Origin of the sequence: Paenibacillus sp. FSL R7-0216 (genome assembly GCF_037969915.1) — a bacterium.
Classification (GTDB): domain Bacteria; phylum Bacillota; class Bacilli; order Paenibacillales; family Paenibacillaceae; genus Fontibacillus; species Fontibacillus rhizolycopersici.
The window spans coordinates 3,657,119-3,670,189 of record NZ_CP150222.1; the positions used below are offsets into that span (position 1 = coordinate 3,657,119).

A 13,071-nucleotide genomic window follows, 5' to 3' on the forward strand; every position below is an offset into this window, starting at 1 on the left:
CAATCACTTCATTTTTTGCAGCAGCGTGATCCGGTAGTCTTCACTTTCGAGCGCCGCGATGTCCAAGACCTCCTGGTTCGTTAAAGGGACAGGCGTACCCGCCGCCTTCGCGTTTAAGTAAATTTTCGCGCTTTCCTCCACGACCTGGGTCCGGTAGTAAGCCTCCCGCAAATTGCGGCCCGTCGTCACCAGCCCATGGTTCCCAAGCAAAATCGAGCTCGCCTCGTTCACCTTTTCGGCGACCGCATTCGCCAGCAGATCCGTCGTTGGGATCAAATACGGGATAAACGCCGTCCGACCGACCAAAGCGGCCTGATCCGGGAACATGATCGGCAGGTCCCGTTCGATCAGCGTAAAAGCGATGCAATGGGACGGGTGTGTATGCACCATGGCTCCCATTTCGGGCTTTTGGCGGTAGCCATATAGATGCATCAGCACCTCGGACGACGGACGCAGGCCGATCTCGGTCACTTCCCCCGTCGGGATATCCACCTCGATCCACTTCTCCGGCTCGATCTCCTCGAGCGCGAAGCCGCTCGGCGACAGATACATCTTATCGCCAGCCCGGGCGCTGATGTTGCCGCCCGGCCCCACGACCAACCCGCTCTCCACAATCTTACGGGCATATTTGCAAAGCTCCTGGCGTGTTTCCATGTTTTGCATCTCGTTTAGCTCCTTTATAGGCTTGAGTAACGGTTTACTTGTACAGCGGTCCAAACGCGGTGCACGCCCGGAAGTCTGCGCTCTCCGCATCCTCGGTACCGAACAGGCCCCAGGCCCGCGGACGGAACACCTTCTCCTTCGGCACGTTGTGCATGCTGACCGGGATGCGCAGGATTGACGCCAGCGTGATGAGATCGGCGCCGATATGGCCGTAGCTAATCACGCCGTGGTTCGCGCCCCAGTGATCCATCACGTCGTAGACGCTAGCGAACGCGCCGCTGCCGGTTAGGTTTGGCGCAAACCAGGTCGACGGCCACGTTGGGTCCGTTCGTTTATCCAGCGTGTCGTGCACTTGCTCCGGCAGATCCACCGAGTACCCCTCGGCGATTTGCAGCACTGGCCCGAGCCCTTTGACCAGGTTGAGCCGGGTCATCGTCATCGGCATGCCGCCACGGGTCAAATAGTCGGTGGAGAATCCGCCGCCGCGGAAATACTCCAGCGAAGCCGGTCGGAATTGCGTCGCTTGCAACATGCGATCGACCTCCTCGTCGCTGATCTCCCAGAACGGCTTGATGATGGGAGCGCCGTCCTTCATTTGCTCGCCGGTTCCGTCGAGCGCCGCCGAACCGGAGTTAATCAAGTGCAGGAGACCGCCCGCAGCGCGTCCTTCCAGCTTATGGCCGGTCACCCGCTCCACGGAGGCCGGGCTCCAGTACGTACGCACATCGGCAAAAATCTGCGCCGTATTCGTCAACAAATACCCAAACAGCATGCCGACGCCGTTCAGACTGTCGTTTTCCGTTGCCAAAAGGTAAGGCGCGCGCGTGCCGTTCCAGTCGAACGACGAATTGAGCATCGTCTCCATGAAATCGCCGTTCGGGAAGTGATCCGTCCACTGGCGCTGCCCCTGGAAGCCGGAAGCAATCGCGTGATGGCCTTGCGCTTCTTCCTCGTACCCCAATTCGGCAAGGCGCGGGTTGCCGATCATCAGGTCGCGCGTGATCAGCGTCATTTTAACGACCGTCTCCCATTCTTGGTCCTTGCGCTCCCGCGTCGTCTGTAGCTGGGCCGGGTTATTATCCGGACCTTCCTGGCAATTTCCCTTGACCCAGGCCAATGCTGCATCGTATTCCTCGGGATCATAAATCCCTTCCTCCATCCGCCGCGTGAACTCGGTCATGTCGATATACTCGTTGCGCATTCCCAGATACTCCTGGAAAAAGGCGTCGTTCACCATCGACCCGGCGATCCCCATCGACACCGAGCCCATCGATAGATAGGCCCGGTCGCGCATCAGCGCCGCCGCCAGCCCGCTGCGGGCAAACCGCAGCAGCTTCTCCTGCACGTCGGCCGGGATCCGGTCGTCGCCTTCGTCCTGTACGTCCTCGCCGTAGATGCCAAACGCCGGCAGCCCTTTTTGCGCATGCGCGGACAACACGGCGGCCAAATACACCGCACCCGGACGGCCGGTGCCGTTAAAGCCCCATACCGCCTTCGGGATCTGCGGATCGGTATCCATCGTTTCCGTACCGTAACACCAGCACGGCGTTACGGTGATCGATACGCCGACCTCGGCCGCCTTGAATTTCTTCGCCGCGGCCGCCGCTTCCGCTACGCCGCCGATGCACGTATCGGCGATTACGCATTCCACCGGCTGCCCGTTCGGGTAACGGAGCTCCGCCTCTAGCAGCCGGGCCACCGCCTTGGCCAGGTTCATCGTCTGCTCCTCCAGCGATTCGCGTACGCCCCGTCTTCTGCCGTCGATCGTTGGACGAATGCCGATTTTCGGAAATCCATCCCGCCATCTGTAACCGTTTTCAACCATACCCAACCTGCCTCCTTGGACAATGAATTATAGTCCCATTCTAAAGTTGGCTCGGTACGTTCGGGAACCTACTATATTGCCCTCTTGCCGCCGCAACACCGCAAAATAGTGAACCGCCTCTCCGCTGCGTAATTTTCCTGCAATATCCTCCCATTCGCCTTCGCTTCCGCTATAATGGGAGTATCCAACGTTCGGGAGGAGCCCATCGTGCCGAAAATCGAAATTCCTCATCGCAAAAGCGACCGCTTCCGCTTCAAAAAAACGCCCGAGCTGCTGTACGCCGGCCAAGTCGTGGACGAACGCCGTTTCTACGCGCCGCCGCAAATCCACGACTATTGCGAGATCATCTATATCGTCGAAGGCCGAGGGGAATTCCGGATCGGGGGCACGACCTACGAAGTGCATCCCGGCGATGTCGCTGTCTATAACGCAGGCGTTCCGCATGAGGAACGTTCGGTGAGTCCAGAGCCTTTCAAGTTAATCTACTGCGGTGTTGGCAACGTGCATATCGACGGCGTACCGCCGGGACAGCTGCTGCCCGCCTCCGTCGACCCGGTGATCCCGTGCGAGAAATACGCCTACAAAGTCGAGAGCTACCTGTCGGAAATGCTGCAGGAATGCGATTCCCAAGTGCTCGGCTACGAGACGCTCAGCAACAACCTGCTCATGTCACTGATCACGCTCCTATATCGGATCGTTGACGTGAAGCATCCTTTTGATCCTTTGAAGGACAAGAACGAAATTACCGTCCGCACCAAGCAGTTCATCGATAAGAATTACACCCGCAGCATTACGCTCAAGGAAATTGCCGATACCCTCTACGTCAGTCAACATTATTTATCTCATCTGTTCAAAAAAGAACTTGGCGACTCGCCCGTCAACTATCTCATCACCCGCCGGATCGAGGAGGCCAAGCGCCTGCTCCGCGAAACCAACGCGCCGATACATGAAGTCGCCGCACGGGTCGGTTACGGGAACGACAAATATTTCTCCATGTTGTTCAAAAAAGTAACCGGCCAATCGCCCAGCGCTTTCCGGGAAACGAAATAAACCGGGCGCTTTGTGCTCTGTGCGGGCGTTTTTCACCATTATCCCTTTTGTTCAGGGGGCGTAAGTTTGCTCACCCGAGTTGGCTGTTTCTTGTTGTAGTCTTAACTGTCTTAACTTCTGATCAAACGGGATAATGCTGCAAAGCGTCCGACAAAGGGGATTCTCTGGCGCCAAAGCCGCTTCCCCTTCCCCATAAAAACAAAACAGCGCAAGTACCAGGGCGACCGCCCTTGGAACCTTGCGCTGCAAATTACGAAATTGTCTCCTATAGTTACACTGTGACGGTCAGATCAGCGGAAAGAGTGTCGCGGCTGTCGCCCCCGACTTGAACGGAGACTATGCAAGGAACCGCCGCAAAACGTAACTCGCGGTTCCAGATCCCCAGCTCCTCCAGGCCCAACATGAACTCGACGACACGACTTTCTCCCGGGTTCAGCTCGATTTTGTGGAACCCCTTCAGCTCGGCAATCCGCCGGGTGATGCCCGATTCCCGGGCTCGGATGTACAGTTGGACCGTTTCCGCCCCGCTCCTGGCCCCCGTATTTTCTACCTCGACGCGAACCTTCACCCGCTCCCCGTTCTCCAGCTCCGCCGTCGAGACGACTTCCCGGGACAAGGATAAATGGGCATAAGCAAACTGCGTGTAGCTTAACCCGTAGCCAAACGGGTACAACGGCGCGGAGGGCATATCGACGTAATTTCGGGTTCGTCCGGGATCCTTTTGGTTGTAATACACGGGAAGTTGGGCTGAGGATCGCGGCAGCGTCACGGGCAGCTTACCGCTCGGATTCGCGATGCCGAACAGGAGCTCCCCGATCGCCCGGCCGCCTTCCGTGCCGGGATACCACGCGCAGAGGACCGCACCGCATAAATCGACGACGTCGAGGAGCGCATGCGGGCGGCCTTGCACGATGACGGCGACGACCGGCGTGCCGGTGGCGGCAACGGCCTCGAGCAGTTCCCGCTGGACTCCGCCGAGCGAAAGGTCAGCCAGGTCGACGCCTTCGCCGCAGTCCATCTCGGACGGGCTGCCCTCTTTGACGATCGCCGCGCCGTTGTCTTCGAAGTCGCCTCCGAACTCTCGGGCGCTGCTTCCGCCGAGCACGAGTACCGCGACGTCCGCGCCCTGGGCAACTGCAACCGCCTCGGCGAAGCCTGCCTTGGACCGGTCGCGGATGCCGCATCCCAGGGCGTACACGACCTCGGTCTCTTCCGGGGCGCACGAACGGATGCCCTGCAGCACCGTCGTGCCCGCCCCTTCCCGCTGGACGCTCGTATAGTCGCCCAGCTGGTTGTACAAGCGGTCGGCGTTCGGGCCGATCACCGCGATCCTCCGCGTTCGGCCGACGATCGGCAGCAAGTCGCCTTCGTTCTTGAGCAGCACGGCCGATTCGCGGGCGACCTGCAGGTTCACGTCCCGGAATTCCGGGCTGCCGACAATGGAAATGGCCCGGAGCTCCGGCACGTAAGGCCGATCGAACAGCCCCAGCCGGAATTTTAGCCGCAGCACGCGCGCGGCCGCACGGTCAATCTCCGCTTCCTGCACCCGTCCTAGGCGTACCGCCTCTTCCAGCGTGGAAAAAGCGGTATCCCATAAGCTAATGTCGACGCCCGACGCCAAGGCGAGAGCAGCCGCGGACTCATAGGTGCCGGTTAGCGCCAACAGTCGGTCTACCGCGCAGCCGTCTGCCATCACCAGCCCTTCGAAGCCCCATTCCTCCCGTAGGATGCCGGTCAGCAAATCGCGGTTGGCATGGCACGGCACGCCATCAATTTCGTTATAGGCTGCCATGAAACCCGCAGCTCCGGCAAGAGCCCCTGCCCGGGCTGCCGGGAGGTGGATCTCCCGCAGCTCCCGCGGCCCGATGGCCCCCGGACCGGCGTTGCGCCCGCCTTGAGCCGCCCCCTGCGCGCATAAATGCTTCAGGACGACCGCGACGCGGTCCGGCGCATCCAGCTTCCGCGGCTCGTCGCCCTGCATTCCGCGTACCGCCGCTTCCGTGAAGCGGGCGGCCAAATGAGGATCCTCGCCGTAACATTCCTCCGAACGCCCCCAGCGCGGTTCCTGCAAAATATCGAGCGCCGAGACCAGCCCCACGTGCGCGCCGCGGCTGCGGATTTCCGCCGCCACATGGGCGTACGCCCGCTCCATCAGCTCGGGATTCCAGGTTGCCCCGGCGCCGAGATTGACCGGCAGCAGCGTCCCGTCCAGCGCCTGGTGGCCGTGCGGGCATTCTTCCGTCAACAGGACGGGAATGCCCAGCCGGGTATGCTCCAGCACGTACTGCTGCACCATGTTCGCCACCCTCGCGCTATCCGCCGCGGCTATGCCGTTATCGTAATTCACGCCCGACCAAGGGTCGCTGCGAAACAAGCCGTACAGCGCGCCCATTCCGCCGCCTTTGGCTACTTCGTCCCTGAACGCATCGGTCAACTCGAACGTATCTTCCTTCCGTACATAAGCGTCCCAGCCGTACATCCGCTGATTGAGTTGGCCCACCTTTTCCCGGAGCGTCATCCGGGACAGCAAATCCGCTACCCGCTCTTCTAACGGAGCGGACGGCAGCTTGTAAGTTTCCATCCGTCTTCCTCCCGCTTATCGGCCGGAGGCCCAAACGCCGTCCGACCGTCTCCTAGTCATTGGCCGGTTCCATGCCGGCCGCCGTATTCCCGCCGCCCGCGGACGCCTCCTTGCAGACGCGCAGACCGCGGTACTCCTTCGGCGTCATGCCCGTGTACGTTTTGAACACGGACACGAAATACTTGTATTCCTTATAACCGACCTTGTCCGCAATCTCGAATACCTTATCTTGCGTCGTGGCCAGCAGGTTTTTGGCCTGATCGATCCGCATCTCATTCATATACTCCGTAAACCCTTTTCCCGTGCTCTGCTTAAAAATATAACTGAAATAGCTCGGAGTGATTTTCAGCCAAGCGGCGACCTCGGAAGCCTTGAGGTCCGTGCGGTAACGGTCGACGATGAACTTTTTCGCTTTTTCGACGATCCAGTAAGACTTGTCGATTCCGTTCTGGTCAATTAACCGCTGCAGTTCCTCCATATCCTCCAAGACCACCGTTTCAAGTCCGGCATAGGAGTTATATATATTCGGGTCCGGCTGTCCCCGGCGGGCGTAATCCAACCCGGTCATGCCGCTTTTGCGCAAGCGCTGGCGGAGCAGTGCAAACAATTCCTCGTACAGGTTCCAGAATTCCGGCAGCAAATAACCCGATTCCCGGCAAAACCGAACCATGCCCTCCACCGCCCGGTGAACTTCCTCCCGGTCCTGCTTGAAGAACGCGGATACGAGTCCTTGCGCCGTCTCCGTGATATCGAACGCCGGCAGCGTCCGGCCGAACATCGCCGCTTCGCCGTAGTCGGCCGTCAGGACCCGGCGCCCGTCCAGCACATGAAGCGCCAGCAGACGCACGGCTTCGGCGCAGCGATCCGCGGTTTCTTCCAGATCCTCGTATACGGAGGAAGCACCGCCATAAATACGTCCCCCCGCTCCAGGGTCAAGCGAACCCATAGCCGAGGACAGCCTTTCGTCCCAAGCCTCCAGTTCGGCCCTTTGCTCCGAAGCCAAGAAGGTGATAAGTAAGTTTTCATGGTCGAAAACGGACAGCGCTCGAAACGGGCCAGCCTCCAGATTGCGATGCAACCCGAGCAACCAAGCTTCTTGGATTTCTTCGAACCGCTCCGCTTCCATATCGGCAAATCGTTCGTGGAAATCGGCCAATTGGGTCGCTACGATGCGAAATTGGACGCCGTCCAGCGAAGGCGGCGGCTCTTTGCCGTACGCCGAGCCGTGCCGGGCCATGCCCGAAAGCCATAGCTCGATTTCCCGGTCTTTCTCTTCCTTATCGCCGGTCCGAATGCCGGCAACGATTTTTTTCACGACCGAGCTCAATTCCTCGATATCGACCGGCTTCAGCAGATAGTCTTCCACGCCAAGCCGAATGGCCTGGCGTGCATATTCGAAATCCTCATAGCCGCTAATCATGACCACTTGCACCGCGGGATGCCGTTGCCGCAAATGCTTGGCCAGCTCCAGCCCGTCCATGCCGTCCATGCGGATGTCCGAAAGCACCAGTTGGACGCCATGCTCCTCGACCAGCCGCAGCGCCTCTTTCCCGTCATACGCCTCGCCTACGACTTCCACGCCCAGCTTCGTCCAGTCGATCGTATAACGCAGCCCCTCGCAGATGACCGCTTCGTCGTCCACGATCAGCATCTTCACCCGTTTACCAACGCCGGCAGGATCTATATTCGTTCCATAATCAAGATTCATGGGGTTCACCTCCGGGATAGCAAGCCTCGGCAAAAGGGAAACGAAGCCGTACCCACGTGCCTTCGGCCGAAGTCTCTACGATCTCCAAACCGTAGTTCTGTCCGAAAAAGATCGATAGTCTTTCGTGAATGTTATGCATGGCTCCCTCCCTGGTTCCGCTGGTTCCTGTTCGCTCCAGGGCGTTCCGGATGGCTTCCGCCTTACCGGGATCCATTCCTTTGCCGTTGTCGATGACGTCCACTCGAATTTCGCCTTCGCGGGCGTAACAGCGCACGCTCACTTCCCCGAACGGTTTGCCGCGGTCCAGGCCATGCTTGATGAAGTTCTCCACCAACGGCTGGATCGTAGCTTTCAACGTTACGGCCTCCTCGATGCCCGCCTCGGCGTGGAGGGAATACTTCAACTTTTTCTCCCCGAGCCGGCGCTGCTGCAGGTACAAGTAGGATTGGGCGAATTCCAGCTCCTTGCGCAGCGTGGTCTGATAGCTTCCGTTATTCATGCTGGACCGGAAGAACTTCGACAGCATTTCGATCAGTTGGCTCGATTTCGTCGCCTGCTCCAATCGTGCCGTCCAACGGATCATATCGAGCGTATTGTACAGAAAATGCGGATCCATCTGGTTTTGCATGAGCTTTAGCTCGGATTCCCGTTCCCTTAGCTCCAGCTTATATTTATGCTCGATGAGCTGCTGAATCGTCGCGACCATCTCATTGAATTTGCGGTTTAATTCGGAAATTTCGTCGTTGGAATTGACCGGAACCCGAGCGTTGAAATCGCCGTAGGTGACTTTGCTGGTTTCTTTTTTGAGTCGCAAAATCGGTCGGATGATCGTATAGTGGAACCCGATCAATGCGGTTAACCCCAGCAGCATAATCGCCGTCAGGATGACCAGCATCGTCATCTTGATCCCTCGGAACTCCTCGGATACCTTCGCTTCGGGAATCATGGCGACCACTTTCCAATCGGTGTTTTCCATCCCCTTATATAGGGTCAAATAACGCTGGCCGTTCACCTCGTACGTTAAGTCTCCCCGTCCGGACGAGAGCTTGTCCAGAAGCGGCGCTCCCGGTTGGAGCACGTCCGGCAACGGATTCTTCGATCCCAGAATCACCTGGCCTTCCGAACCGACGATAAACACGCTCCCGGCCCCGTCTTTAAAAATCCCTTTCTCCAGTAAACCGACGATACTCGCTTCGTCCAAACGAATGATCAGCCTTCCGAGCGGTTTGGTAATCTGGCTGTAGGAGTTGAGGACGCGGAACATCGACAGGACGCGAACTTCGCCGTTCCAATCGCTATGGATCGCATATCCTTCAGTCCAGGTAATCCCGCCTTTGCGCACCTTGGCGGCCTGTTCCCATTTCGTCTCGTCGCCGCTGAAAGGCTCGCCCATTTCGATAAAGCTGCCATTGAATCCATTAACTTCGATGGATCGAATGTACCCCTTTGACATCAGTTGGAATGTTAAAAAATCCTCGATATTCCGCTTATAAGAAGCTTGCTGTTCGCTACTGAGCGGAGGCGACGTGCGCAGAAAGTTCCGCATATCCGGACTCAATATCAAGTAATTGGCGATATCCTCGACCATCTTGGTCTGCTCGCTGAGTTGGCCGGCGACGTTATCGAGATTTCGCTTGGTCGAATTGATGAACTGCTCCCGCAGGACCTCGTTAAATTGGATTTGCACGACCACGCCGACGCCAAACGTCGGGAGGATGACGAAGATCAAGAAGATGACAAGCGCCTTCCGCTTTAAGCCAAAGCTGCCGAGCAACCTTTTATAGCCTGTCATCGCCTTCACCTCCGCCATTCGTGATGTAATTTTAGCCTTTGACCGCTCCTGCTGTCATGCCAGTGACCAACTGCTTTTGCAGCAGCAGATAGAAGATAATGATCGGAATGAGCGCCATCGTTAGCGCCGCCATTTGCAGGGTGAGGCTCGCTGTCTCGATGCCGACGAAGTTGGCCAAGCCAAGCGGCAGCGTTTTGAGTGCGGAAGAACTGATCAACACCAAGGCGAACAAGTACTCATTCCAGTTGTATATGAAGTTGAGGATGACGACGGTGGCCATCGCGGGTCTCGTGATCGGGAGAATGATCGACCAGAAGATCCGGAAAATGCCCGCGCCGTCCATCACGCCCGATTCCTCCAAATCCTTGGGGAATCCCCGCATGAAGCCCTCCAGAATAATGATCGTTAAGGATAGATGGAACGCCGTATACGGCAAGATTAACGATAAATGCGTATCCAGCAGATGCAATTTTTGCATGATCAGAAAGATCGGAATCAAAGTCGCATGAATCGGCACCAGCATGCCGAGCAGAAATACGCCGTAGGTGAATCCGCGAAGCTTGAATTGAAACCGCGATAGGAAATAGGAAGCCAAGGCCCCGAAAAATACGGTCACGATCAAGGAAGCAAACGTGACGAAAAGGCTGTTCAGAAAGTATACATTCATATTCGCGACCTTCCACGCCTCGGCGTAGTTGGAAAAATGCAATGCCTCCGGGAACGAAAACGGACTGGCCGCGTATTCCTGTTCGTTTTTGAAAGAGTTGACGACCATCCAGAACAGCGGGATTATATTCATCATAGCGAATAGGCTTAGAAAAGTGTATGCAAATATTCGGAAGCCGACAGACTTCTTATTCATGGGTATATCCTCCTTCCTTAAGCTTCTTTTTCTCGGCCCAGTCGATTCACCAGGGAGATGACGATCAAGCTGAACAGCAGAATCAGGATCGACACGGCGCTGCCGTATCCGTAACGCATGTTCATGAAGGCGCTATTGTACATGTGAATCGTCATGACCTCGGTTTGATGCGCCGGACCGCCGCCCGTCAGGATCTGAATCAGGTCGAAGACGCGGAAGGAGTTACTGATACTGTAGACGACCCCAACCATAAGCGTGCTGCGAATCATCGGAATCGTAATGCGAAAGGTGCGTTTGAGCCCGGTGGCTCCATCCAGTTCGGCTGCTTCGTTCACCTCGTCGGGGATGTTCTGCAGCGCGGCCAGGAAAATCACCATGTACAGTCCGCAGTTCTGCCAGATGTACGCAATGCTGATCGACAGCATCGACCACCGGTCGTCGCCGAGCCAATTTTGCTTCCAACCGTCGAGGCCGACGATGCCAAGCAGATTGTTCAGCATCCCGTACTCCGTGTTATAAACCATGCCCCAGATCAGGGACACCATGACGGATGATATCACGACCGGCATGAAGCCGACCGTCCGGAAAAATCCGGAGCCTTTGAGTCCGCGGTTGAGCAGCAGCGCAAGCAATAAACCAAGGGGAATTTGGCCGATCAGGCCGGTCACCATGATGATGACGTTATTTTTGACGGATAGCCAGAAGGTGTCGTCGCCCAGAATCTTCACGAAATTATCAAGGCCGACGAACTTCATCGAACCGATGCCGTTCCAATCCATCACCGAATAGTACAGAGACATTCCGATCGGAACGATGGCAATGCCCAGATAGATGATTAATGCCGGAAACAACCCGATAAAAATCGCCAGCTTCGTGCCTCGTAACGTTTGCACCAGAGGTTCCCTCCTTTTCCTTTATGTCGAATCTAGGTTCAAGCCCGATGAATGAAGAAAACCCGGGATTCGGGTTTTCTTTCACGCATCGATTTTGAAAGACGTAAGCGCAAGTTGGATCGCGACTTTAGAATGCCTACTCTTCGTTAATTGCTGCTATAGTTCTCCATGGCTTCCTGAACTTCCTTAGCCAGCTCTTCTGGGGTGCCGCGGCCCACGGTCAAGGCTTGCAATCCGTTTTGCAGGACGTCCACCACTTGCGTAGGAATAACGCTATCGAATACCGGGGCTGTACCGCCACCTGTCAGCGATAGCATTTCTTTCAGATATGGACTGGCGTCTTCGGGAATTTCTACCTTAGCGGGCACGACTACCCCGTTGCGGATCAACTCTTTATACAGATCTTCGCTCACGAAAAACTTCAAGAACTCCTCGGCAGCCGCTTTTTTCTTCTCGTCGAGCCCGTTCTTGATAGCGATGCCGTATTGCACGATCCCGGCGCTCTTCTTCGGATCGCCTTTGCCGCCTTCTACGCTTGGGAACAGAGCGATGCCGAATTTATCTCCCTCTTCGTTGTTAATCCGTACTCGTCCATCGACGGTTGCGGATGAAATATGCATGGCTGCCTTCCCTTGAATGAAGTAGTCCTGGCCTTGAACGGAGTCCATGTTGTTGGCGTCCGTATTGAAGGCACCCAGCTTCGTCAGCTCATCGATGACCGAAAGCGCCTTGACGAACTCAGGGTCGGTGAACTTCGCTTTGCCTTCAAGTACGGCCGGAAGGAAATCGCTTCCGGTGAACCGGTCGCCGATGATGGAAATGTAAGACGATTGCAGCGGCCATTGCTCTTTATTGCCGAGCGAAATCGGGGTAATCCCCGCCGCTTTCAGCTTCTTCACTGCATCGATGAATTTATCGTAGGTGTCGGGGAATTGATCGTAACCCACTTGAGCGAACATCTCTTTGTTGTAATAAATGATGTCTACGAAGTTTTGCTTGGTCGGTACCGCATATTGCTGTCCGTCCACGTTAAATCCGGCTAACGCGGCTTCCGGCAGAATGGAGCCCCAGTTGTCCATCAGATCGTTGATCGGCTGAAGCAAATTACCGGCAACAAGCGGCGACAAATCCGCCCCTGGCCATACGACGTTGATATCGGACAGGTTGTTGGCGGCCGCTAACGTGCGCAGCTTGGTTTTGTATTGGGCGGATGGTACGCCGTCTTGCTTAATTACGATGTTCGGGTGCTGCTTTTCGAACTCGGCGATCCGCGCTTTGTAGACTTCGTTGTCCACGTTCGGGGAAGTCCAAGGATGCATCATGTTTAAGGTAATCGTCTCCGCTTCGCCTGCGCCGCCGGAGTTGTTGTTGCCGCCCGCCGCGTTTTCGTTACCGCAAGCCGCCGTGAACAGTGCCAGCACCGCAACCAAACCGAGCAGTACCGCTTTTTTGCCTCTGTGTTTTTTGCCCATAGTCAACCCTCTTCTCTTGTTTTTTGGATCCAGTCCTTAAACATAACAGGAAATGATCACTTTCGTTTCCTTTCCTGTTATATTACCTATTATAAAAGCTACATCGATTCGACTATATCCTATAAATCTTCGATTATATCCGAAATATTTAGCTGGTTTTGATGTTTTTTATACCACTTTCAGAAAACTATGTTATATAACATAACATTTATAATTTCGTTTTCA

The 13,071-nt window shown here is 56.3% G+C and carries 9 protein-coding genes; 1 reads left to right on the forward strand and 8 read right to left on the reverse strand.

Annotated features, from left to right (window positions below; genetic code table 11):
- Window positions 1-3 precede the first annotated feature (3 nt).
- The gene (locus MKZ15_RS16795; protein ID WP_339817017.1) at window positions 4-663 is read right to left on the reverse strand and encodes a class II aldolase/adducin family protein; all 660 of its coding nucleotides are present in this window, start codon (window positions 661-663) and stop codon (window positions 4-6) included.
- Between the two features lie 34 nt (window positions 664-697).
- Entirely contained in the window at window positions 698-2,488 is a 1,791-nt protein-coding gene (locus MKZ15_RS16800) for an L-fucose isomerase (RefSeq protein WP_339817018.1), read from the reverse strand.
- 207 nt (window positions 2,489-2,695) lie between these two features.
- Here MKZ15_RS16800 and MKZ15_RS16805 point away from each other — a divergent pair, with 207 nt between their 5' ends.
- Window positions 2,696-3,538 (forward strand): AraC family transcriptional regulator, encoded by an 843-nt coding sequence (locus MKZ15_RS16805; protein WP_193416467.1) that lies wholly within the window; start codon window positions 2,696-2,698, stop codon window positions 3,536-3,538.
- 271 nt (window positions 3,539-3,809) lie between these two features.
- Here the strand turns inward: MKZ15_RS16805 and MKZ15_RS16810 are convergent, their stop codons facing one another.
- The 6 genes from MKZ15_RS16810 to MKZ15_RS16835 form a co-directional block, all read right to left on the reverse strand.
- Window positions 3,810-6,119 carry a glycoside hydrolase family 3 N-terminal domain-containing protein gene (locus tag MKZ15_RS16810; RefSeq protein ID WP_339817020.1) on the reverse strand — a complete coding sequence of 770 codons (2,310 nt, stop codon included), beginning with the start codon at window positions 6,117-6,119 and terminating at the stop codon, window positions 3,810-3,812.
- Window positions 6,120-6,171: 52 nt separating this feature from the next.
- Complete coding sequence (locus tag MKZ15_RS16815; RefSeq protein ID WP_339817021.1) at window positions 6,172-7,827, reverse strand: response regulator; 1,656 nt, start codon at window positions 7,825-7,827, stop codon at window positions 6,172-6,174.
- Complete coding sequence (locus tag MKZ15_RS16820; protein WP_339817023.1) at window positions 7,817-9,619, reverse strand: sensor histidine kinase; 1,803 nt, start codon at window positions 9,617-9,619, stop codon at window positions 7,817-7,819. Before MKZ15_RS16820 ends, MKZ15_RS16815 begins: the two co-directional genes overlap by 11 nt.
- 31 nt (window positions 9,620-9,650) lie before the next feature.
- Window positions 9,651-10,481: a carbohydrate ABC transporter permease gene (locus MKZ15_RS16825; protein WP_339817025.1), complete on the reverse strand. Its 831-nt coding sequence runs from the start codon at window positions 10,479-10,481 to the stop codon at window positions 9,651-9,653.
- 17 nt (window positions 10,482-10,498) lie between these two features.
- The gene (locus MKZ15_RS16830) at window positions 10,499-11,374 is read right to left on the reverse strand and encodes a sugar ABC transporter permease (protein WP_178025032.1); all 876 of its coding nucleotides are present in this window, start codon (window positions 11,372-11,374) and stop codon (window positions 10,499-10,501) included.
- A 146-nt stretch (window positions 11,375-11,520) separates the two neighbouring features.
- The gene (locus MKZ15_RS16835; RefSeq protein WP_213622708.1) at window positions 11,521-12,846 is read right to left on the reverse strand and encodes an extracellular solute-binding protein; all 1,326 of its coding nucleotides are present in this window, start codon (window positions 12,844-12,846) and stop codon (window positions 11,521-11,523) included.
- Window positions 12,847-13,071: the final 225 nt, after the last annotated feature.